Below are 22002 nucleotides of genomic sequence, written 5' to 3' on the forward strand. Positions count from 1 at the left end.
ACCGGTTTGATCATCCATGGTCTGCATGTTAGGCTCCGACTTCCGGAACAGTATGCGTCCACAGGCCACGTCCGGGCAGGGAGAAACTCCCGCGCCGAGGAAGGGGATGTGCAATGGCTGACGAACCGCTTGGTTTTGCCCTGCCAAAGGGACTCGACGATGTCGACGCGGCTTTCATGACCCAGGTGCTGCGCCGCAGCGGTGCAATTTCTGAGACCAATGAGGTTATTTCGCAGGAGGAACAGGGTGTCGGCATGACCGCTGGCTATTTCTCCGCGATCAAGCGCGTACTGTGCACATACAAGGAGCCTACCAATGCGCCGCACGCATTTGTCGTCAAGGCTTGGCCTCAACTCGAAATTGCGCCCAAGGAAAATATCCGCGCGATGTTCGTCAAGGATATCAAGGGTTACCATATGCCTGCGGACAGTTTCTATCCCCGTCCGATAACGCATCTTGCCGCGTTCGATGCAAAAAGGGATCTTTGGGCCTTGGTGATGGAGGATGCCTGCGCCTACGCCGACCACAAGATCCACGAGGCCGAACTTAACTTCGAAGAAACTATGCGGATGGTTCCCGGTCTGGTCGATGTCGCCATTGCATGGGAAGGTGCGGATTCCGGAGATAAGGCGGCACAACTTGATGATCTTGGCGTCGCGCTCTGGGCGTCGGACGATAATCTGGCAGATTTCAAGGCGCTGATGCCGGGGGGAGTGAAGATCCACGATTGGGTGACGACGATGGCGGATTCGCCGCTCGTCGGGACGCCGACCTGGGACGCCTGTCTTGGCGGCCCCGGATTCAGCGAGGCTTTCGCTCGCAAATCCGATGCATTTTTTGCAAATTCTCATCCTGCCAACGGCGCGACTTGCACTCTGTCTCACGGCGATATGCGCGGCGACAACATCTTCTTCTGCGACGGCCACTCCAGTTATCCCGGTGGGTGGCTATGCATCGATTTTCAGTTGATGTTTCGAGGACCGGTGCCGTCCGACCTCGCCTATCTGATGTGCTCCGGTTCAGTGCTACCAGAGGTCTATGCCGAGGACAATTTGCAGCGGATATTGGGTACCTTCTACGACGGTTTCATGGCGAAGACGCGCGCATATCCCAATTACAGCTATGAACAGTTCGTTGACGAGTTTGCGACGATGGCGACCGTAAACTTTTGCTACTATATGGCTTTTGGCGTTCCCTTTTATCAGGGCGGAGCCTTTCGCAACGAACTGGCAATGCGCGTCGAACTCGGCGGCCAGGGGGTGACCGAGACCGACCTCACACCTGAGGAAATGCGGCAGCGCATGTGGTGGCGCAAGACGTGGCGCAATCAGCGCGAGCTTTTTCGCACTTTCAACCTGCGCGAACGATTGCGGGCATTACCGGAAAACACCTCCGGTATGGGCGAATGGGCCGAATTGCCAGCCCATCTGGCCCAAGCCGGAGACGAAATCAGCCGTCGCTGACGCGCTCAATGTCGGCGCCTACTGCCGAAAGCTTTTCCTCCAGTCGCTCATAGCCGCGGTCGAGGTGATAGACGCGCTGGACGTTGGTTTCGCCCTCGGCGACGAGCCCGGCGATAATCAGGCTCATCGACGCGCGCAGGTCTGTTGCCATCACGGGAGCGCCGACGAGCCGGTCTACACCGCGAACCACGGCGGACCGACCGCGCACCTGAATGTCCGCGCCCATGCGGGCCAGTTCGGGCACGTGCATGTAGCGGTTCTCGAAGATCGTCTCGGTCAGCACGCTCGCACCACCAGCCTTGGTCAGCATCGCCATGAATTGCGCTTGCATATCCGTCGCAAAGCCGGGGAAGGGGGCAGTGGAAAGCGTCAATGGACCCAGTTTGCCGTCAGAGCTGACCCTTATGCCTTTTCTGTGCTCTTCGACTGTCACACCAGCATCGCGCAGAGCGCCGAGTGTTGCCTGCATGTCAGCCGGATTTGCCCCCACCAGATCGACGTCGCCGCCGGCAATGCCAACCGCGCAGGCATAACTTCCCGCCTCGATCCGATCGGGCATGACGCGATAGGTGGCGCCGTGAAGCCGGTCGGTGCCTTCAATCGTCAGTGTCTCGGTGCCGATCCCGTCAATCTGGACGCCCATCGCGACCAGGAGATTGCACAGATCGACAATTTCCGGCTCGCGCGCGGCGTTCTCTATGACGCAGGTGCCGCGCGCCCGCGCTGCTGCCATCAGGGCGTTCTCGGTGGCACCAACAGAGACGACGGGGAAGATGATCTTGCCTCCCGGAAGCCTGCCGTCCTTTGCGCGCGCAGTGACGTATCCGCTTGTGGTCTCCATCTGGGCACCGAACGCCTCAAGCGCTTTCAGGTGCAGATCGATCGGGCGATTGCCAATCGCACAGCCACCGGGCAGCGAGACTGTTGCTTCGCCTGCGCGTGCAAGCAAAGGGCCGAGTACCAGGATGGACGCGCGCATCTTGCGGACTATGTCATAGGGGGCGATCGTCGCGGTGACCTTGCCGGCGCGCAATGTCATGACGCGGCCAAAATCCTCTGGCCGCGCGCCTTCGATCATTGTCGAACAGCCAAGCTGGTTGAGAAGATGGCCGAAGCTATCGACATCTGCGAGGCGAGGCAGGTTCCTGAGCGTCAGGGGTTCATCTGTGAGCAGCGCACACGGCAACAGCGTCAGCGCCGAATTCTTCGCGCCCGAAATCGGGATTGTGCCGGAAAGGCGATTGCCGCCGCGAACCAAGATCCTGTCCATGAACGGCCTTTACCGCCTGCGCGGCCAATCGCAAGCGTCCCACTTGACCTTGCGTGTCGGGCTTCCCAGATTTACAGCGACCCCATTCGAGGAGACATGACGATGAGCGACGCAATCCAGGCCCGAATTGGCGAAATCGTGAACGGTAGCGACATCGTCCTGTTCATGAAGGGCACACCTTATTTTCCGCAGTGCGGGTTTTCGAGCAAGGCCGTTGCAATCCTCGAACATCTGGATGTCGAGTTCGCGAGTTTCGACGTACTGCAAGACCCGGAGGTCCGCGCCGGTATAAAGGAATATTCCGACTGGCCGACGATCCCTCAGCTTTACGTGAAGGGTGAATTCGTTGGCGGGTCGGACATCATGATGGAAATGTTCGAAGCCGGCGAACTTGCCCAGCTAATCGCCGATCAGGGAATTGCCCAGCTTAGCAGCTAGACGTCAAAACTGCGGCGCAGGCAGCGCGGGCGCGTCGCGTGCCATCAGCGCCTCCGTCGCGATGTTCCAATCAATGCTGATCGTCTCGCTCTCCCCAACCTGCTTGCCTGTGCCCAGGTCAATGTCCTGACTGCGGAATGGAGTGACGATTCCTCCGCTCTTGCGAAAATCCGAAAAGCGCGATTCGACTCGCTTGACGGTCGGGTCGAGGTCAACATGATAGGCTCGTTCATCGCGTCGCGCGACGATCTGCCAGTTTTTGGGGCTGATGAATAATCGTGTTTCAAACCCGTCGTGCAGTGAGAGCTTGAGCCCATAGAGGCCGGCTTCGAACGGAGGCGATGACAGGGCCAGCCGATGGCCGCGGCTGGCCATGCGATTGAGGCCAATCAGATTGAACTCAATGCCGTGCAGAAGTGCCTGCCTGCCTTTTTCACTTCCCTCTTTGGGTGCCGAGTCTCCGGCAGCCAGTTCCCAGACGCCGGTTGCGTCGACCCCTTCGCTGAAAACGCGCCGGCCCTGTCTATAGACATCGACTCGAACTTGGCCCCTTGCATCAGCAAGATAACGACCAATCACCGTAAAACCCGGCTCCGTGATGCGGACGACGCTGGCCATCGAGTTGAGCGCATTCATGCGTCGCGCCCCGCCACGCGCGGCCGTGTTGAGGGCGATTAATCGGTTGATTGAACGTGGTGTCGCCATCGCCTGCGAGCAGCTTGCAGCCAGACTTCCAGCAACAAAGAATCGCCGGTTCATCGTTCCGAATTTCATCCAGATGGTCTTTGTTCAAATGGCGACTACAAACGTAGTCGTTGATTGGCTCGGGATTGTCAAGCGCTGCAGTCTCCAAGTTCGACTGAGCATAATCTCAACCGAAAAGGAATAATATGAAACGGCGACCGGGTTTGGGCCAGCGATGACCGGCTTGCCCTTGTTCGAAACCGAGGAGGCATTCCTGAGCGGAGAGAGGTTTCCCGGGTGAGGGCGGGTCGGTGCGAGACCAGGGAAGCAACCGACCCGCCACTCTGAAGCGTGAAAACGCTTTGGGGGAACGCCAATAACTATGCAGCCCCCGTGCCAAACCGTGCCAATCCCGAAAATCTGCCAGACTCGGTGGTGAAGAGAAATTAACCACAAGGCCGTTTTGTAAAATTCCCCGACAGCCAGCAATCAGTAGGTCCGCCCGATCAGGATCCGTTCAACGGCCGGGGCTCCAGTGAAAAAGCATGGCCCGTCTGCAGGCGCAGCATCCATTGGCGCATTGCGCATTGTGATCTTCAGGGCCTTCAGCTGTTGGACAATCGCGTCGAGCGCGTCGCCCGTTGGTCTTGACCATTGGACTTCGACCCAGCCGACGACCTTTTCATCGCCCGCAAAATGCGCTGCCAGATCAGTCACGTCACGCCGAATGCCGGCGTCCAGTCGACCCTTGGCTTCAGCATAGAGCGATGACTGGATATCTTCGAGCATTGCACAAACCGCGGCCACAAAGTCGCCCCGCGCCGTAATGGCCGATGCCAGCTTGCCCTCATCCGTATAGAGGCGATCGCGGCGAATGACGGCGACGTTGCCGCCAGCCACGTCGCGCGGGCCCACCTCCACGATCAGCGGGGCACCTTTCTTGACCCAGGCCCAGCGCTTGTTGGAGGCCTTGATGGCTTTGGTATCAAGGAGCACACGAACCGGCTCTCCAAAGGCGGTCAGCCCGCGCAGATCGCTGGCGAGGGCCCGGGCATAGTCGATCACCGCCGCATCCTCGTCATTGTCGCGCAACATAGGAACGATCACAATCTGCTGCGGTGCAATCTGCGGTGGGCAGCGCAGGCCATCGTCATCGCCGTGCACCATGATGACGCCGCCGATCATGCGTGTCGATACGCCCCAGCTTGTCGTATGGCAAAGCTGGAGGCCGCCATCCTTGTCCTGGTAACGGATGCCAGCGGCTTCCGCGAAGGTCGTTCCGAGATAGTGCGACGTCCCGGCCTGGAGCGCTTTGCCGTCCTGCATCATTGCTTCGATGGAATAGGTTGCATCGGCACCCGGGAAGCGTTCATTCTCGGGCTTCTCGCCAGCCACGACGGGCATCGCCAGCGGGCCTTCGGCAAAGGCGCGATACATTTCGAGCGCGCGCAATGTTTCGGCCATGGCTTCAGCCTTGTCGGCATGCGCCGTATGGCCTTCCTGCCAGAGAAATTCGCTCGTGCGCAGGAACATGCGCGTCCGCATTTCCCACCGGACGACATTGGCCCATTGGTTGGTCAACATCGGCAGGTCGCGCCATGACTGGATCCAACGGCTCATTGCAGCGCCGATCACGGTTTCGGAGGTTGGCCGGACGACGAGCGGTTCTTCCAGCTTTGAGTCAGGATCCGGCGTGAGCTTCCCGTCAATCGATTTCAGGCGGTGGTGCGTGACGACAGCCATTTCCTTGGCAAAGCCTTCGACATGATCCGCCTCCTTTTCGAAGAAGGACAGGGGAATGAAGAGGGGGAAATAGCAGTTTTCGACACCCGCAAGCTTGATCTGCGCATCCATCAGCTTCTGGATGCGTTCCCAGATGCCATAGCCCCACGGGCGAATGACCATGCAGCCGCGCACGCCCGATTCCTCCGCAAGGTCTGCCTCGGCAATGACCTCCTGATACCATTCGGCGAAATTCTGGGCTCGGGTAATGGAAAGGGCGTGCTTCATGCGCGCCCCTATGCCGACCCCCGGCGGCTCCCGCAAGCGGGAGAGAGGATCATGCGAGTGCCGCCGGAAGACTCAGAATTTTGCTGCAAGGGTGAATCGACCGTTGATCGGGGCTCCGGTCGAGATGTTGTTGTCATTGTGAGCAGTCGGAAAATAGCGCGTGTCGGTCAGATTCTCGACGTTGATCTGCAATTCGAGACGATCGCTTACCGCATAGAACAGTGCGGCATCAATCCGGGTGTAGGCCGGCAGAAATGTTGTATTGCTGATCGAGGTGAATTGGCGCGACTGATGGGCAAGGCCAAGCCCAAGGCCGAGTCTGGGTGTCACATCATAGCGGCTCCAGAGCGAAAACTGATTGCGCGGCACCTGACCGACACGGCGCCCTGCCGGCGCTGCCGATGTCGTCTCACGGATCTTCGCGCTGGTGTGCGCATAGCCAAGGGTTGCGGTCCACTTGCTCGTGATCTGTCCAGCCAACGCAAGCTCGAAGCCGCTGCTTCGTTGCGATCCGGTCTGGACAATTGTCCCGGCAGTCGGGCCGGGGGCTCGGGTGTTGCCCCGGTCCAGGCGGTAGACGGCTGTCGTGAACGTCAGCTGCGGCGTGACGTTCCACTTCGCACCGATTTCGTAATTGTCGAACGTTTCCGGTTCCAGCGCCGCATTTGTGACGTCGAAGGTCACGAACTGGTCCCCGCCCTGCGGCAAGTAGGATTTGGAATAGCTTACATAGATCGACGCCTGGGGCACCGGTTTGTAAACCAGTCCGATGCGCGGCGACCAAAGCTGATCGACACGCGAGGCAATCGCGCCGGTGAACACATTGGAAATGCGGTTTTCATAGCGATCATAGCGTAGCCCCCCGATGAGGTCCAAATGCTCGCCAAGGCTGATCTGGTCCTGGACATAGGCGGAGACCTGGTCGAGATTGCCCCTGACTTTCCGGTTTCCATTCGCGGTCGGCCCGGCGATGAAGAAGATCGTTGGAATAGCCAGAGGGTCGGCAAGCGCAATCGTGGCGCGCCGGTTTGCCGCAGTTGGTGCGGTCGCACTGAAAAAGCCGTTTATCCGTTCATTGTGCGAATCCTGGCTTGTGAACTCGCCGCCCAAAAGGATGACGTGCTTGATCGGGCCGGTTGAAACCTGCCACTCAAGATTGGCTTGTCCGATCAGCGTCTCGCGGCGTGTCGGATCGAAATAGGCCTCGATCCCGACCGTCGGTGCGGTGGTCGTCCCGCCGACCGGCGTCGCGGCATAGGCATTGCGGTAGGATTTGTCATAATGCCCATAGAGCGCCTGGGTGGAAAAGGTGAGAGACGGCGAGAGGCGAGTCTCACTGCGGAACCTCACCATATGGGCGTCGAATTTGGAAACGTTGACACCGCTCAGCCCGAAAAACCTGTCCCGATAGCCCTTGAGCGGTCCCGCGGGTGCTGAGATCGTGCCAGCGAAGGCAGATGGTATGCCGCGATCCGTCACGCGATCGTCATGGACATATTCATAGCCGATCATGACCGTCGTCGTGCCAAGCTCTGCACCGAAGGTCGGGTTGATGGCATATCGCTCGCCAGAATAGGCATCGCGGTGATTGTTGAGGTCTTCATAGAGAGCGTTGAACCGGACCGCTGCTGTTCCAAGGTCAACGTTGATGTCTGTCGTGCCATAATAGCTGCCAAATGTATCCGCGGACAGCGTGGCCCCATAGAAGCTGCGATCCTCAACCGCGGTCTTGGTCACACGGTTGATGACGCCGCCGCCGCCGCCACGGCCGAAGATCATGGCATTGGCGCCTTTGAACACTTCAACCCGGTCGATATTATAGAAACTCCGAAAATACTGGACGTCGTCACGCAGGCCGTCGACGAAGAAGTCTGCACTCGTGTTGTTCCCACGCAACGTGACCTGGTCCCGATTGCCTTCGCCCTGACCTGCGCTCACCCCGGGAACATAGCGCACCAGATCTGTAATCGACCGGATCTGCTGGTCTGCAATTTGCTGCGACGTCACAACGGAGATCGATTGCGGAATGTCGAGAATGGGGGTGTCGGTCTTTGTCCCGCTCCGGGTCTCGGGCGACCGATAGCCGTCGAGTGTCGCCGTCACGATGATTGGAGTGCTCTCCCCATCTGCCGCGTCGCTGGCACAGGCTGGGCCGACCTGGGCGAAGACAGCGACCATTGCGGCGGAAATCCGGGGCAGTTTCAAGTGAGTCTCCTGTGTTGCTGGCAGCAGTCTTTAGTCGCGAACGATTCGCATTAGCGCTACTATTGCGAACTATTATCATTTACAACTGAATTTCGAGCGAGATTGTCCCTTTGATGGCAAGTCGCTACGGCGTGCAGAGCATGTCCCTTGCTGCTGCCCCGACCGAGAACCGCCTTCGCCCGCTTGGACTGCGGCTTTTTGGCATCTCCTGCCTTTCGGTAATGGGCGTCCTGATCAAACTTGCGAGCGATGCGCACATCCAGCTGCCTGAAATCATGTTCTGGCGGCAAGCGCTTGCGGTGCCCGTTGTGCTGATGGCTGTGCTTGCCGGGCCCGGGCTGGCCTCGCTCAAGACGCAGCGCTTTGGTGCACACGTCAAACGCAGCGTGATGGGTTTGACCAGTATGGCGTTCAATTTCGGGGCCATCATCCTGCTGCCGTTGGCCGAACAGACGACGCTGGGCTTTGCAGTTCCCATCTTTGCGACGATCCTGTCCGCACTCATTCTCAAGGAACAGGTCGGCAAGCATCGCTGGGCGGCCGTCCTTGCGGGCTTTGTGGGTGTATTGATCGTTGTGCAGCCTGGCGGCAGCCATATCCCCCCACTGGGCGCGTTGGTCGGCCTGACGTCGGCGATCATGATTTCCTTCACCAGCCTGCAGATCCGCGACATGGGGCGGACAGAGGCTGCCATGACGACAGTCTTCTGGTTCTCCGCGCTTTCAGTGTTGCCCATGAGCTTCTTGCTGCCCTTCTTCATGACAAGTCATGACGGCTATGAATGGCTCCTGCTCAGTGGCATCGGAGTATTGGGCGGGATCGGCCAGATCGGGTTGACGGGTGCGCTTCGCCTTGCCCCGGTCGCGACAGTGCTCGGCATGGATTACATCGCGCTCCTCTGGTCAACTTTCTTCGGCTGGCTGATCTGGAATCATGTGCCCGGTCCAGCGACCTGGATCGGCGCCTCAATCATAATTGGGAGTGGCCTTTACATTGCGCTTCGCGAACACAGGCTCGCAATCGAAAGAACGAAGGACATCATCGTATGAGCCGACCCACGCTTTATCACTGCAAGGATGCGCGGTCCTTCCGCTGCGTGTGGGCGGCAGAAGAGCTCGGGCTAGATTATGAACTGGTGACCATGCCGTTCCCGCCACGCGTTCGCGCACCGGAATACAAGGAGGTCAATCCGCTTGGGACGATCCCCTGCTGGGTCGATGGAGAAGACAAGCTCACCGAATCCGCCGCGATCTGTCAGATGCTCGCCCACGGCACGAAACTCGAAGTGGCACCGAATGAAGCGGATTGGCCAGCCTATCTGAACTGGCTTCATCGCTCCGACGCGACGCTGACATTCCCGTTGGCCATCATCATGCGCTACAGCGTCTTTCCCAAGCCCGAGGAGCGCAAGCTTGACGTGGCTGAAGATTACAAGCTCTTCTTCCTTGGCCGCGCCCGCTCGATCGAGGCCGCCTTGTTGGATGGTCGAGAGACCTTGTGCGGAGGGCGCTTCACAGTTGCCGACATCTGTGTGGGCTATTCCGTCATGCTTGCGCTGACGCTAGGCATTGGCCCGGAACTTGGTCCAAACACATTGACCTGGTGGAACCGGCTTTCGGAAAGGCCTGGCTTCAAGGCAGCAAAAGCGCGCCAAGGTGATTCTCCGCAATAAGTAAGCGGGAATCGGTTGACAGCGGCGCTCGGGTCGCTTAGCGGGCTGCTTTCCGCGCGAGGGGTATGCCTCTGGCGATATCTGTTGCGCGGGCAAGCATTTGAAAAGAAGAGATTTACGCCATGTTCGCAGTCGTGCGCACGGGCGGCAAGCAGTATCGCGTTGCCGCAGGAGACAAGATCGTCGTCGAAAAGATGGCGGGCAATGCCGGTGACACCGTGTCGCTGGGCGATGTCCTGTTCGCAGCCGACGGCAGCGAAGCCAAGGCGGTTGCCGGGCTCGCCGTTTCGGCCGAGATCATTGCGCAGGCGAAGGCCGACAAGATCATCGTCTTCAAGAAGAAGCGTCGCCACAATTATCGCCGCAAGGCTGGCCACCGCCAGCAGCACACGATCCTGAAGATCCTGAGCGTCGGCGCTGAAAAGAAGGCTGCTCCAAAGAAGGCCGAAGCCGCACCGGCTGAAGCGCCCGTCGAAACCAAGGCTGCAAAGCCTGCCAAGGAAGCCGCGCCCAAAAAGGCCGCTGCCCCCAAGGCAGAGGCAAAGCCAGCCGCAAAGAAGCCAGCGGCCAAAAAAGCCGACGCGGCCGAATAAGGAGTTTTGAACCATGGCACATAAAAAAGCAGGCGGTTCATCGCGTAACGGTCGTGACTCGGCCGGTCGTCGTCTTGGCGTGAAGAAGTTCGGCGGCGAGCTCGCCATTCCGGGCAATATTCTTGTGCGTCAGCGCGGAACGAAATTCTATCCGGGCCGTAATGTCGGCATCGGAACGGACCACACCCTCTTTGCAACCGCCGAAGGCCGCGTGACCTTCCACTCGGGCAAACAGGGCCGAACCTATTGTTCCGTAGACGCGATGCCGATGGCAGCCGAATAACACGGCGATCTTTGAACGGGTCGCCCAAAGGGTGGCCCGAAGGTCTGGAAAGCCAGATCGATTTGAGGGAGACGGGCCACCCCCGCCTCCCTTTTTTATGGGGCGGTTCGTCTCTTCCTCAAAGCCAATGTCTCTGTGGCGTCATATACACGCTCTAGGGGCACCAATGAGGAGAGTGCTCATGTTTGCACGGACTGAAAGACTGTTGTTGAGGCCCGGCTGGGCAGAAGATGCGGCGCCGCTGGCAGCTGCAATTGGCGATGAAGCCATTCTGACGAAACTGGCCAAGGTGCCCTCGCCCTATAGACTGGCAGACGCCCAGGAATTTCTGGGGTTCGAACGGCGGGAAGGCGATGCCGACTTCCTGGTTGTCGCACGCACCGGCGGTGCGCCGCGACTCGTCGGAGGCGTCGGCCTGCACCCCGACGGGGAAGACCTTGAATTGGGATTCTGGATTGCCCGTCCCTATTGGGGGCTTGGCTTCGCGACCGAGGCCGCACGCGCTGTGATCGACATTGCGCGGCATACGCTCAGGAGGCCGCGGCTTGTATCCGGCCATTTCATCGACAACCCGGCATCGGGCCGTGTCCTGTCGAAGCTCGGTTTCAAGCCGACTGGCGACATTGTTGCCCGGTTCTGCCGTGCTCGCGGACATGCCGTGCCGTGCCGGCTCTTTGCTCTGGACTTCGGCGACGCTGGTGACGGCGACGCCGGGGTGTCGCGAATGCTTGCCGCCTGATGCCTAGCGCACAATCATGCAGTTGCTGACTTGTCCGCAAATTGCGGTCGCGTTCGCGGGCGAACCGGCATTCGCACGCAGGCGATAATAGGTCTTGCCGCCTACATTCGCTGCTACGACTGACTTGGGCATCGCTGCCAGCGCTGGCGTTTTCGCGACAAGCGCGCGCCAGGCCGAATTGGCCACAGCTTCAGATTCATAGGCACCCAGTTGGACCCATGCGCCGGGCACAGTCGGTGGCAGCAGCTTGCCGCCAGACGGCGGCATCGGTGTCGTCACTTGATGCTTGGCCACGACCACAGGCTTTGTCGAAGGCGACGCAGCCACGGGCTTCTGCGTGATGACCGGCGTTTCGGGCTGTGCTGTGGTGTCAATTGTTCCGTTGGCCTCAGCACCCTCTGAGGCGGCAAAGGTCGAATCGCCTTGCCCCTCAACCTTCATGCCCCCTGCCGCGTCGGGTTTGACCTTGTAGTCACCCTGAGGGGCCGCAATCAGCGTGCCGTCTCCCTTGGGCGCGGAATCCTGGCTGCGAAGCCACCAGACTCCACCAACCACAAGTATAATCGCCCCAAGCCCGGAAAGGAGCAGCGCAATCAGTTTGCCGCTTGAGATGCCATCGCCATCGTCCTCGTTTTCGACGGCTTCCAGCCATGGGAGGCGGTCCTCGTCCCGAAGTCCCAGTTCCGGTCCAGTCTCTGACATCGATTACATCTCCTCGGCTGCCGTCACACCCATGATTGACAACCCGTTAGCGATAATCTGCCCGATTGCCGATGCCATGAATAGCCGGGCGCGTGTCAAATCGGGACGGTCCACAATCAAAATGCGTCGGTCAGGCCTATCATTGCCCAGATTCCAATGGGCATGAAAGGCGGCCGCCAGATCATAGAGGTAAAAGGCAATCCGGTGGGGCTCGTGGCTTATCGCGGCAGCGGTTACAATTCGGGGGAATTGTGCAGCCAGTCTCGCAAGGGCCAGATCCTCGGCATCAAGCAGACTGAGATCTGCCTCTCCCGAAATGCCAGCTTCGGCAACCTTGCGTTTCAGCGATGCGATCCGGGCATGGGCATATTGCACATAAAAGACCGGATTGTCCTTTGACGCTTCAACCACCTTGGCAAAGTCGAAGTCCATCTGTGCATCGGCCTTGCGCGTCAGCATCGTGAAACGGACTACATCCTTGCCGACTTCGCGGACCACGTCGGCAAGGGTCACGAAATTGCCTGCGCGCTTGGACATCTTGATCGGCTCACCGCCGCGCAGCAGCCTGACCATCTGGACAAGCTTCACATCGAATTCGACCCGGTTGTCCGTCAGGGCAGCGACGGCAGCCTTGATCCGCTTGACGGTTCCCGCATGGTCGGCACCCCAGATGTCGATCAGCATGTCGGCCTTTTCGGCCTTCTGGAAATGATAGGCCATGTCGGCACCGAAGTAGGTCCAGCTGCCATCCGACTTGCGGATCGGCCGGTCCTGATCGTCGCCGAACTGGGTCGACCGGAACAGGGGAAGCATCACAGGCTCCCAGTCTTCCGGCGTCTCTCCCTTGGGGGCTTCCAGCATGCCGTCATAAACCAGATCGCGCGCGCGCAGCGTGGCTTCCGCCGCTTCGGGCTTTTTCGCCTTTTGTACTGCAGCTTCGGACGCAAACAGGTCATGATGGATGCCAAGCAGCGCAAGGTCGGCCCGGATAAGGTCGAGCATCGCGGCCACGGCCGTTTCGCGAAACAGGTCCAGCCATTCGCTTTCGGGCTTGCCGACGAACCGGTCGCCATGATCATGGGCCAGTTTCTGCCCGACCGGGATCAGATAGTCTCCCGGATAAAGGCCTTCGGGGATCTCGCCGACGGCCTCACCGAGCGCTTCCCGATATCGCAAGTGCACGGACCGCGCGAGGACATCGACCTGACCGCCTGCGTCGTTGACATAATATTCGCGCGTGACGGCGAAGCCCGCAAATTCGAGGACCGATGCCAGCGCATCGCCGACCACCGCACCGCGGCAATGCCCCATGTGCATCGGGCCGGTCGGATTGGCTGAAACATATTCGACATTGACCCGCTTACCCGTACCCAATGTCGAGCGCCCATAGGCTTGTCCCAGTGCGACGATTTCCTCGAGCTCATTGCGCCAGCTCGCTTCGACGAGCTTCAGGTTGATAAAACCGGGCCCGGCTATGTCGGCGGAGGCGACTTCGTCAAGCGAGCCCAGCTTGGCAACAAGCAGTGCAGCCAATGCGCGCGGATTTGTGCCTGCTCCCTTGGCCAGCACCATGGCGGCATTGGTTGCCAGATCGCCATGGGAAGGATCGCGGGGCGGCTCTACAGTGACTGCGGCACGTGACACGCCCGCCGTCAATGCGCCTTCGGCTTCCAACGCGTCGAGCGCGGCATCGAGATGGTTGGCAAAACGGGCGTAAAGGGTCACATTCGGACTTTCGAAGACGTGCACGATTTCAGGCGAATGGCGCCCTTATCCTATCGAGGGGCGCCGGTGCAACACGTGCTCATCCTCAACTCAGCGATTCCCGATCAGGCCCAGCATGTCGCGGTTCTCAAGAATGCGGGTGTCATTGCCTTCCCGGCCAATGCACGCGGCCATTGCAGCTGCCACACTCTCTGCGGCGATAGAGCGATACTGATCGAAAACGTGCGGGGTCAGCAGGTCAGTAAAGGGGCTGATGGCCATCATGAAGGACTCTCCGGGGCGCGAGGCACCCGGGCGATGTCCGCGCAAAAGGCCGGGACGAAAGATGTCGATCCTCTCGAACCCGATCGACTGAACAGCGGCCTCCGCTTCACCCTTGGTCCGCAGATAGAAATTCCGCGTGGCGGGATTTGCACCGACCGAACTGACCATGAGGAAATGTCGGGCCCCGGCTGCCTTTGCGGCTGCAGCAAAGGCGGACACAGCGTCGCGATCTACGGCCTGGAAGGCCGCCTGTGATCCCGCCACCCGAATTGTCGTGCCAAGACAGCAGATTGCTGCATCATAGGTCGATTGGCTGACAAGCTTTGGCCAGTCTTCCATCGGGCCTATCCTTTGCACAGCCCGTGCCGGTGCATCAGCGACCAGCCGCCGCCCGACCAAAGACAGGTCGTGATCGCCGAGCTTTTGGACAAGGAGCCCGCCGACGAGCCCGGTTGCTCCTGTCATCACGATCCGCATTGCCCAAACCTCCCGATCTTTCGAGGCGTGATAGACCAGTGAAGATCAAGAGCAAGGCATCGCGGCAGGAAAGGGATGGGGCGGCAAGCTCTGGACTTGCCGCCCCTTCATGGCGCGCATCAGCCAATGCGGGCCATGGGCGGACGATGCGCGCGGCGCATGACCCGTCGCGTCTGTCGACGCAACGACCATGCCAAGCCCAGATTTCCGCCAAACATGTCGAAAGTCACAGGCGAATGTCGTGCCAATTTGGCACACGTGGGTCACCTGATCCGGCTCGCCATGTGCCAGAAGGGGATTGTTCCGGCAGCAGAATCGCGGGCTTCGGGACTGTCGAAAAGCGCAAAGCAACTTGCGCCTGACCCGGACATGCGGACGAAATTTGCACCGGCTTGAGCTTCAAGGAGCGTGAGGAGTCCGCTGATTTCAGGCACGATAGCACTGGCTGATGCCGTCAGGTCATTTCGACCTGCGCGCCACTGGGCGGGGATGAGTGGCCCCCTATCGCGCTGATCCCAGCCAGCAAAGACCGGCCCGGTTGCAAGCGCAATGCCGGGATTTGCGAGCAGCAGGGGCGTGCCACTCAGCGTGGCATCGTCAAACGGAATAAGGGCATCGCCACGACCCCGCCCAAAGCAGGTCTGGCTCAGCACGCATGCCGGCACATCGGCGCCGAGCGATTGCGCCACCTGCATGATTTCCGGGGCGTCAGCGTTAATCCGCCAGAGCCGGGCCAACAGCCGCAAGGCGGCAGCCGCATCGGCTGAGCCGCCACCAAGCCCGGCAGCGACCGGCAAATGCTTTACAAGATGGAGGGCCGCACCCCGTGCGGTGCCCGTCGCAGCCTTGAGGGCATGTGCTGCACGCAGAACAAGATTGTCTGCGTCCGGGCCCAGCGAACCGACCAGCGGACCTGAGATCGTCAGGGAAATATCATCTGCCTCTCTGCCATCGATCCGGTCTCCATGTTCGGCAAAGGCGAAAAGCGTCTCGAGTTCGTGATAGCCGTCTGGTCTGCGCGCCCGGACATGAAGGGCCAGGTTGATCTTGGCGTATGCAGTCTCGGTCAGAGAGTCAGTCATTTGGTGCGTGCAGGCAGACCATTGGCAATCTTGTCTTCTATGCGCTTGATGTCATCTGCACCTTCGGACTGGACCAGCGCTGCGCGCCAGGCATATCGCGCATCGACGCGCCGGCCTGCCGCCCAATAGGCGTCTCCCAGATGCTCCCCGACAGCGGCTTCGGTCGGGTCTGCCGCCACTGCGCGTTCGAGCAAGGGAATGGAATCGTCAGGCTGGCCGCGCAGGTAGAAGGCCCATCCCAGTGAATCCGTGATCGCTGCACTGTCCGGGCGGAGGGCGCTGGCTTTTGCAATCAGCCGCGTCGCTTCTGCAAGATCGTCGCCATGTTCAAGCATCGCATAGCCAAGATGGTTGAGAGCATCGGGCTCTTCTGGGGCGGCAGCAACCGCGCTTTGCAGTACAGGTTTGGCCTCGGCCCATTGTCCGGCCTGATCGAGCGCGCCCCCGTAAAGCAGAAGCAGGTTCCAGGGCGCATTGCTGCCAGCCAGCCGAATGGCCTCGCGATAAGCCGCGGCGGCCTCACGGGGCTTTTGCAACTTGGTGAGAACGCCGCCCAGCCGTGCATGATCATACAGGTCGGCATCAGGGCGGTTCACGGCCTCCTGCGCTAGAGTCAGGGCTTCCAGGTTTCGGTCGACACGGCCCAGGGCGCCAATCCTGATGTCACGGACCAAGGCTCCGTAGAGCGGTGCAACGCCGTCCAGAACGGTCAGAGCCTCAACAGTGCGGCCATTGTTGGCGAGCGCCTGAGCCAATGTCATGCGGATTGCATCATTGTCGGGTGCTGTGAAGCTGGCAATGCGCGCGAATGTCAGTGAAGCACTGGATCCAGTGTCTCGCAACAGATCGCTTGCAATCCGGGCGATCAGAAAGGCCGTCCCTGCGGTCGGGCTGTCGATTGCTCCGGGCAGCGGCTTGCCGCTTTCGACAAGGGCCCTTGCCGCCTGCATTGTGCTGCTGTCGTCAACGAGCAACTCGAGCGCCTTGGCGCGCTCCTTGAGCGCGACCAAGCGGGCAGCGACCGCAAGTCTCAGGATCAAGCCGCGTCCATCCGGGCGAGTCAGCGCCTTGGCTGCCGTCAGGCCGTCGTCGACCTGCTTGCGGGCAAGCAGGATCAGGGGTTGCTGTTCGCGCAGGTAGGTTGAACCAAGGCCGTCGCGCGGCTGGCGCGCGGCGCTGGTCAAAGTACTTGCATCGCGCGCGGCCAGATCCGTCCAGATGCGCAGGGCTGGTATCAGGAAATCGAACCCGCCTGACTCCTCCAGCTTGTCCACCATGAGCCGCGCGCCGCGCCAATCACCTTTGGACAAGCTTTCGCCAATGAGCAGGAGGCGAGCATCTTGGGGGAGCTTTTGCTGGGCATCGAGCGCGTGTGCCGCCCGAAGCGCGAGCGACCTGTCTCCGGCTTCAATCGCTTCACGATAGGCGCGCATGGCAATCCGGTCATTGTCGGGCGCGCCGCTGAGAGCCAGGGCATAGGCTTGGGCAGCGGCTGCCCCCTTCTCTTGCCCTTCAAGCATCCGGGCCGCGACATAATCTGCCAACGGAGATGACGCATCGGGTTTGGCCGCCGCCGGTGCAGACCACAGGGCAAGCGCGAAAGCCGCGACGCTACATGTTCGGATAATTGGGGCCACCGCCGCCCTCCGGCGTTACCCAGTTGATATTCTGGGTCGGGTCCTTGATGTCGCACGTCTTGCAATGGACGCAATTCTGCGCGTTGATCTGGAGTTTGGGGTTGCCCTCTTCGCGCCCGACGATTTCATAGACACCGGCCGGGCAATAGCGTTGTTCAGGCGCATCATAGAGTGGCAAGTTGATGCTGATCGGCACCTCCGGATCGCGCAGCTGGAGGTGTACCGGCTGGTCTTCCTCATGATTGGTGTTCGACAGGAAAACCGAGGATAGGCGGTCGAAACTGATGACGCCGTCAGGCTTGGGATACGCAATCGGTGCATAGAGATCCTTGCGCCCGATCGTGCCATTATCCGGGTGATGCTTCATCGAAATCGGCAGCCCGATCTTCAGCGTGCGCATCCACATGTCGATGCCGCCCAGGATTGTGCCGTAATCGCCGCCAAACTTGGCAATTGCCGGTTCCGCATTCTGGACGAGTTTCAGTTCCTTGGCGATCCAGCTATCGTTGACCGCTGGCTGGTAATCGACAAGCTCATCTCCTGAGCGTCCGGCACCGAGGGCCGCGACAATGCTCTCTGCTGCAAGCATGCCCGATTTCATTGCAGTATGGCTGCCCTTGATGCGGGGCACATTCACGAAGCCCGCCGAACAGCCAACCAGAGCGCCGCCGGGGAAGGCAAGCTTCGGCACCGACTGCCAGCCACCTTCATTGATTGCTCGCGCGCCATAGGACACGCGCCGTCCGCCCTCGAGGATCGCGCGGATCTCGGGATGCTGCTTCCAGCGCTGGAATTCCTCGAACGGGAAAAGGTGCGGATTGGCATAATCGAGCGCGACCACGAAGCCCAAGGCAACCTGGTTGTTCGCCTGATGATAGAGGAACCCGCCGCCCCAGGCGTCCGAGAGCGGCCAGCCCTGCGTGTGGATGACACGGCCCGGAACATGTTTCTCCGGGTCAATGTCCCAAAGTTCCTTCATGCCGATGCCGTAGACCTGTGGCTGGCAATCGGCCTCCAGGTTGAACTTGTGCTTGAGCTGCTTCGTCAGGTGTCCTCGCGCGCCTTCGGCAAAGAGCGTATATTTGGCAAGGAGTTCCATCCCTGGTTGATAATCGGGCTTGCGGCTGCCGTCCCGCGCGATGCCCATGTCTCCTGTGGCAACGCCGCGCACTGAACCCTTGTCATCATAAAGGATTTCGGCGGCCGGAAAGCCGGGGAATATCTCGACCCCGAGGTTTTCCGCCTGTCCGGCAAGCCAGCGGCACAGATTGCCCAGACTGCCGGTATAGTTGCCATGATTGCTCATGAGTGGGGGCATGAACGCGTGTGGAAGTGCAAATTTGCGCTTTGACGTCAGCACCCAGTGCCAATTGTCGGTGACCTTGGTTTCGGCCATCGGGCATCCCTGCTCGCGCCAATCGGGAATCAGTTCGTTCAGTGCCTTCGGATCGACGACTGCTCCAGACAGAATGTGCGCGCCAACCTCGGATCCCTTTTCAAGGATGCAGACCGAGACTTCGGGGTTCAGCTGCTTCAGCCGAATGGACGCGGCAAGGCCGGCCGGTCCGCCGCCGACAATGACGACATCATATTCCATCGATTCGCGTTCACTCATTGCCCGTTCCCCAATTTCCCTTTTTGCTCAATTGCTTCACTCACCGCACTCGCAGACCGGTTGGCCAGTTAGCGCGTTCAGTCGCGTTGACCAATACGCCAAGAATCCCTCTATCTATCGGCATGGCAGATATCGCAACGGTGATTCCAGCGGCACAAGCGGCAAGCCTTCTCGGCTGGTGGCACGAAATGGGTGTCGATACGCTTGTCGATGAGGCTCCGGTTGCCTGGCTCGACCGCAGTCGGGCGCGCACGCCACAGGGACCGACCGCTTCAGCGCCTGTTGAATTCCGCATGCCCGGAACGCTTCCTGCATTCGCCCGCTGGCTTCATCAGAGCCCCGATATTCCCGAAGCAGGTCCGCCGGCGCGGCGGATTGCGGTTTCCGGAAACCCCGCGGCTTCGCTGATGGTGATGGTGGACATGCCCGAACTGGGGGACCCCGACGCCGGCTACCTGCTCTCCGGGGACGTCGGCGAATTGTTCGACCGCATGCTGGCGGCGCTGCATCTTGATCGCGATTCCGTCTATCTGGCAGCGCTTTGTCCAGGCCGCATCCCGACGGGGCTGGTACCCCCCGCATGTGAGCCGCGTCTTGCGGAAATCGCCCGTCATCACATTGCGCTTGCAGGCCCCAGACAGCTCTGGCTGATGGGAAGTGCGGTGAGCCGTGCGATTCTGGGGATGGATCTCCAGCAGGCCCGTGGAACTTTGCATGAAATTAACCACGAGAATGGCAGTGTCGAAGTGGTGGTGAGCTTCTCGCCGCGCTTCCTGCTCCAGAGCCCCCGCCGCAAGGCGGATGCCTGGGCAGACATGCAAATGCTGATCAAGGGAACCCAGGCGTGATCTTCAAATTCTCGTTCGCTGCTTCTGCAATGCTGGCGATGGCGGTAGCTGCGCCGGCGCTGGCAGCCAGCGACGGAGAGGCTTCGTTTGCGACAGTGCGAACATCGTACGCCGCGCAACTGGGCCCGCACGCCCGCGAGAAATATCGCGAAATTTTTGCGGCGATTCATGCTGGCGAATGGGCTGATGCCGCAGCCAAGCTGGACGCCATGCCCGAAGGGCCGCTGCACGCCGTGGCGCGGGCCGAACTTTATCTGGCAAAGGGCAGCCCAAAGGTGTCCGGCGAAGCGCTTGCTGCTCTTGCCGAAAAAGCCCCTGAATTGCCGCAGGCCCAAGCGCTTGAGCGCCTTGCCCTGTCGCGCGGCGTTGCCACGGTAACAGACCTGCCGACCGCCAAGGAGTTGCGCTGGCTTGGCTCAGCGCCGCGTCGCGGCAAAGTTGCCGGGTCGGCGGCACGCGCCAGTGCAATGTCGGCGCGTCTCGTGCCCCTGCTGAAGGGTGATCGCCCCAATGAAGCCGAAGGCATCCTTATTGAAATGACGCCCGGGCTCGATCCGGAGACGCTCACCGAATGGCAGCAGCGAATTGCCTGGTCCTATTACCTGACGGGCGATGATGTTTCAGCCCGTCGGCTCGCAGCCACGGCCCGCGCGGGTTATGGCGATTGGGCCGCGCAGGCAGACTGGGTTGCCGGGCTTGCTGCCTGGCGCCAGCAGGATTGGTCGGCGGCACGTGAAGCCTTTGCGAGTGTGGCGGCCCGGTCCAGCGACCAGGAAATGGTCTCAGCGGGATATTTCTGGGCGGCGCGCGCCGACATGGCGGGCGGCCATCCGGAACGGGTGACGGCCCAACTCAAGGCAGCGTCTGCCAATTCCGAGACCTTTTATGGTCTTCTCGCCCTCAATCGATTGGGACTGACTATTCGCCCGGTCGATCAGTCGTCGCTTGGCAATGTCGAAGCGCGGCCCAATGTTCGTGCGGCGCTGGCTCTTGCCGAAATCGGCGAAATGGACTTGGCGGACCAGTTGATCCGTTATCAGGCGCGCATCGGCAATCCTCGGGATCATGCCAGCCTTGCAGCCATTGCTGGCCGCATGGACCTGCCCGCAACGCAGCTCTGGCTCGCACACAATGGCCCAGCCGGTGCGCAAACCGCAACGAGCGCGCGCTATCCGGCTCCACAGGGCTGGCAGCCGGTTGGTGGCTGGCGTGTCGACAAGGCACTGGTCTTTGCCCATGCCCTTCAGGAATCCCAGTTCCGCACGACGGTGACGAGCCCGGCCGGTGCACGCGGGCTTATGCAGGTCATGCCCGGAACGGCTGCAATGCTCGCCCGTCGCAAGGGTGAAGCCTCTGTTGGTCCACTCACCGATCCGTCGGTCAATCTCGAATATGGGCAGAGCTTCATCGAGATGATCCGCGACATGAGCGAAACAGGGGGACTGCTGCCCAAGGTCATCGCCGCCTATAATGCGGGACCTCAGCCCGTCGGCGCGTGGAACGCGCGGATGCGGGATAATGACGATCCCCTGCTGTACATCGAGTCCATCCCTTATTGGGAAACCCGGTCCTATGTGACGATCGTGCTGCGCAATTACTGGATGTACCAGATGCAAGCCGGTACGCCCGCGAAGAGTCTTGCAGCGCTTTCGCAAGGGCTTTGGCCGCGCTTTCCCGGTCTACCCGGTGCCACAGCGGTCCGGCTGAACGCTTCCGGCGGGCTTGCCAGTGCCGATTGACGAAACACGGGCTTTCCGGCCCGTCCGTATCGCTCTCCTCACCGTATCTGACACACGGACAGCGGCCGAAGACAAATCCGGTGATATTCTTGCCGATCGCATTGCCACGGCGGGTCACATCCTTGCTGAACGCGCCCTGCTGAAGGATGATGCGGCCGATATCGTCGCGCTGCTGCATCGCTGGGTCGATGACGCGATGATCGATTGCATCATCGTGACGGGCGGAACGGGTCTGACGGGGCGTGATGTCACGCCCGAGGCGCTCGCCCAGCTTGGTGGCAAGGATATTCCGGGCTTTGGCGAACTCTTCCGCTGGCTGAGCTTTGCCAAGATCGGTACTTCGACAATCCAATCCCGCGCCTGCGCCGTCGTCGCCCGCGGCACCTATGTTTTCGCGCTGCCCGGATCGACCGGCGCCGTGAAGGACGGCTGGGACGATATCCTCGTCCATCAACTCGACAGCCGATTCCGCCCCTGCAATTTTGTCGAACTGATGCCGCGCCTGAGGGAAGTTTAGGGGATCAAGATACCGAAAAATGGCCCACCCGGTTGCTCT

Annotated in this window: 20 protein-coding genes; 10 read left to right on the forward strand and 10 right to left on the reverse strand. The window is 60.5% G+C overall.

Annotated features, from left to right (window positions below; genetic code table 11):
* The first annotated feature begins 113 nt into the window (after positions 1-113).
* Entirely contained in the window at positions 114-1463 is a 1350-nt protein-coding gene (locus tag K0O24_RS05800) for an oxidoreductase family protein (RefSeq protein ID WP_219894932.1), read from the forward strand.
* Here K0O24_RS05800 and murA read toward each other — a convergent pair.
* Entirely contained in the window at positions 1450-2733 is a 1284-nt protein-coding gene (gene murA / locus K0O24_RS05805) for a UDP-N-acetylglucosamine 1-carboxyvinyltransferase (RefSeq protein ID WP_219894933.1), read from the reverse strand. The two genes, K0O24_RS05800 and murA, sit on opposite strands and share 14 nt — an antisense overlap.
* A gap of 102 nt (positions 2734-2835) precedes the next feature.
* Between murA and grxD the strand changes: the two genes are divergently transcribed.
* Complete coding sequence (gene grxD / locus K0O24_RS05810) at positions 2836-3171, forward strand: Grx4 family monothiol glutaredoxin (protein WP_219894934.1); 336 nt, start codon at positions 2836-2838, stop codon at positions 3169-3171.
* A gap of 3 nt (positions 3172-3174) precedes the next feature.
* Here the strand turns inward: grxD and K0O24_RS05815 are convergent, their stop codons facing one another.
* The 3 genes from K0O24_RS05815 to K0O24_RS05825 form a co-directional block, all read right to left on the reverse strand.
* A complete protein-coding gene (locus K0O24_RS05815) occupies positions 3175-3930 on the reverse strand; it encodes a hypothetical protein (RefSeq protein ID WP_219894935.1) in 756 nt (251 codons plus the stop codon).
* A 414-nt stretch (positions 3931-4344) separates the two neighbouring features.
* Entirely contained in the window at positions 4345-5865 is a 1521-nt protein-coding gene (locus K0O24_RS05820) for an aminoacyl--tRNA ligase-related protein (RefSeq protein WP_219894936.1), read from the reverse strand.
* 72 nt (positions 5866-5937) lie between these two features.
* Entirely contained in the window at positions 5938-8070 is a 2133-nt protein-coding gene (locus K0O24_RS05825) for a TonB-dependent receptor (RefSeq protein WP_246611140.1), read from the reverse strand.
* Positions 8071-8183: 113 nt separating this feature from the next.
* Between K0O24_RS05825 and K0O24_RS05830 the strand changes: the two genes are divergently transcribed.
* The 5 genes from K0O24_RS05830 (at position 8184) to K0O24_RS05850 (ending at position 11357) form a co-directional block, all read left to right on the forward strand.
* Entirely contained in the window at positions 8184-9119 is a 936-nt protein-coding gene (locus tag K0O24_RS05830; protein WP_246611141.1) for a DMT family transporter, read from the forward strand.
* Complete coding sequence (locus K0O24_RS05835) at positions 9116-9742, forward strand: glutathione S-transferase family protein (protein WP_219894937.1); 627 nt, start codon at positions 9116-9118, stop codon at positions 9740-9742. The genes K0O24_RS05830 and K0O24_RS05835 overlap by 4 nt, the downstream gene beginning before the upstream one ends.
* Positions 9743-9864: 122 nt before the next feature.
* Positions 9865-10335 (forward strand): 50S ribosomal protein L21, encoded by a 471-nt coding sequence (gene rplU / locus K0O24_RS05840; RefSeq protein WP_219894938.1) that lies wholly within the window; start codon positions 9865-9867, stop codon positions 10333-10335.
* A 13-nt stretch (positions 10336-10348) separates the two neighbouring features.
* Positions 10349-10618 (forward strand): 50S ribosomal protein L27, encoded by a 270-nt coding sequence (gene rpmA, locus K0O24_RS05845; protein WP_219894939.1) that lies wholly within the window; start codon positions 10349-10351, stop codon positions 10616-10618.
* A gap of 181 nt (positions 10619-10799) precedes the next feature.
* Positions 10800-11357, forward strand: a complete 558-nt coding sequence (locus K0O24_RS05850; RefSeq protein WP_219894940.1) for a GNAT family N-acetyltransferase — start codon at positions 10800-10802, stop codon at positions 11355-11357.
* A gap of 3 nt (positions 11358-11360) precedes the next feature.
* Here K0O24_RS05850 and K0O24_RS05855 read toward each other — a convergent pair whose 3' ends face one another.
* From K0O24_RS05855 to K0O24_RS05880, 6 genes are all read right to left on the reverse strand, one after another.
* Positions 11361-12059 (reverse strand): SPOR domain-containing protein, encoded by a 699-nt coding sequence (locus K0O24_RS05855; protein ID WP_219894941.1) that lies wholly within the window; start codon positions 12057-12059, stop codon positions 11361-11363.
* Positions 12060-12062: 3 nt separating this feature from the next.
* Entirely contained in the window at positions 12063-13784 is a 1722-nt protein-coding gene (argS, locus tag K0O24_RS05860) for an arginine--tRNA ligase (protein ID WP_219895497.1), read from the reverse strand.
* 90 nt (positions 13785-13874) lie between these two features.
* On the reverse strand, positions 13875-14525 hold the full coding sequence (locus K0O24_RS05865; protein ID WP_219894942.1) for an NAD(P)H-binding protein: 651 nt from the start codon (positions 14523-14525) through the stop codon (positions 13875-13877).
* 263 nt (positions 14526-14788) lie between these two features.
* Positions 14789-15607 (reverse strand): 4-(cytidine 5'-diphospho)-2-C-methyl-D-erythritol kinase, encoded by an 819-nt coding sequence (locus K0O24_RS05870; RefSeq protein ID WP_219894943.1) that lies wholly within the window; start codon positions 15605-15607, stop codon positions 14789-14791.
* The gene (locus tag K0O24_RS05875) at positions 15604-17244 is read right to left on the reverse strand and encodes a tetratricopeptide repeat protein (protein WP_219894944.1); all 1641 of its coding nucleotides are present in this window, start codon (positions 17242-17244) and stop codon (positions 15604-15606) included. Before K0O24_RS05875 ends, K0O24_RS05870 begins: the two co-directional genes overlap by 4 nt.
* Positions 17219-18874, reverse strand: a complete 1656-nt coding sequence (locus tag K0O24_RS05880; RefSeq protein ID WP_281421737.1) for an electron transfer flavoprotein-ubiquinone oxidoreductase — start codon at positions 18872-18874, stop codon at positions 17219-17221. Before K0O24_RS05880 ends, K0O24_RS05875 begins: the two co-directional genes overlap by 26 nt.
* A 107-nt stretch (positions 18875-18981) precedes the next feature.
* Here K0O24_RS05880 and K0O24_RS05885 point away from each other — a divergent pair, with 107 nt between their 5' ends.
* From K0O24_RS05885 to moaB, 3 genes are read left to right on the forward strand one after another with little or no spacing between them, the layout of a single operon-like run.
* Positions 18982-19707 carry a uracil-DNA glycosylase family protein gene (locus K0O24_RS05885; RefSeq protein WP_219894946.1) on the forward strand — a complete coding sequence of 242 codons (726 nt, stop codon included), beginning with the start codon at positions 18982-18984 and terminating at the stop codon, positions 19705-19707.
* On the forward strand, positions 19704-21446 hold the full coding sequence (locus K0O24_RS05890) for a lytic transglycosylase domain-containing protein (RefSeq protein WP_246611142.1): 1743 nt from the start codon (positions 19704-19706) through the stop codon (positions 21444-21446). The genes K0O24_RS05885 and K0O24_RS05890 overlap by 4 nt, the downstream gene beginning before the upstream one ends.
* Entirely contained in the window at positions 21436-21963 is a 528-nt protein-coding gene (gene moaB, locus K0O24_RS05895) for a molybdenum cofactor biosynthesis protein B (RefSeq protein ID WP_219894947.1), read from the forward strand. The genes K0O24_RS05890 and moaB overlap by 11 nt, the downstream gene beginning before the upstream one ends.
* The last annotated feature ends 39 nt before the right edge of the window (positions 21964-22002 follow it).

Origin of the sequence: Aquisediminimonas profunda (assembly GCF_019443285.1) — a bacterium.
GTDB classification, from domain to species: Bacteria; Pseudomonadota; Alphaproteobacteria; order Sphingomonadales; family Sphingomonadaceae; genus Aquisediminimonas; species Aquisediminimonas profunda.

Bases quoted from the DNA above. Each gene is read 5' to 3' on its own strand.
- K0O24_RS05870 (WP_219894943.1), bottom strand. From the start codon at position 15,607: ATGACTGACTCTCTGACCGAGACTGCATACGCCAAGATCAACCTGGCC.
- grxD (WP_219894934.1), top strand. From the start codon at position 2,836: ATGAGCGACGCAATCCAGGCCCGAATTGGCGAAATCGTGAACGGTAGC.
- rplU (WP_219894938.1), top strand. From the start codon at position 9,865: ATGTTCGCAGTCGTGCGCACGGGCGGCAAGCAGTATCGCGTTGCCGCA.
- K0O24_RS05815 (WP_219894935.1), bottom strand. From the start codon at position 3,930: ATGAACCGGCGATTCTTTGTTGCTGGAAGTCTGGCTGCAAGCTGCTCG.
- murA (WP_219894933.1), bottom strand. From the start codon at position 2,733: ATGGACAGGATCTTGGTTCGCGGCGGCAATCGCCTTTCCGGCACAATC.
- K0O24_RS05855 (WP_219894941.1), bottom strand. From the start codon at position 12,059: ATGTCAGAGACTGGACCGGAACTGGGACTTCGGGACGAGGACCGCCTC.
- K0O24_RS05885 (WP_219894946.1), top strand. From the start codon at position 18,982: ATGGCAGATATCGCAACGGTGATTCCAGCGGCACAAGCGGCAAGCCTT.
- K0O24_RS05850 (WP_219894940.1), top strand. From the start codon at position 10,800: ATGTTTGCACGGACTGAAAGACTGTTGTTGAGGCCCGGCTGGGCAGAA.
- K0O24_RS05800 (WP_219894932.1), top strand. From the start codon at position 114: ATGGCTGACGAACCGCTTGGTTTTGCCCTGCCAAAGGGACTCGACGAT.
- K0O24_RS05835 (WP_219894937.1), top strand. From the start codon at position 9,116: ATGAGCCGACCCACGCTTTATCACTGCAAGGATGCGCGGTCCTTCCGC.
- K0O24_RS05820 (WP_219894936.1), bottom strand. From the start codon at position 5,865: ATGAAGCACGCCCTTTCCATTACCCGAGCCCAGAATTTCGCCGAATGG.
- K0O24_RS05830 (WP_246611141.1), top strand. From the start codon at position 8,184: ATGGCAAGTCGCTACGGCGTGCAGAGCATGTCCCTTGCTGCTGCCCCG.
- rpmA (WP_219894939.1), top strand. From the start codon at position 10,349: ATGGCACATAAAAAAGCAGGCGGTTCATCGCGTAACGGTCGTGACTCG.
- K0O24_RS05865 (WP_219894942.1), bottom strand. From the start codon at position 14,525: ATGCGGATCGTGATGACAGGAGCAACCGGGCTCGTCGGCGGGCTCCTT.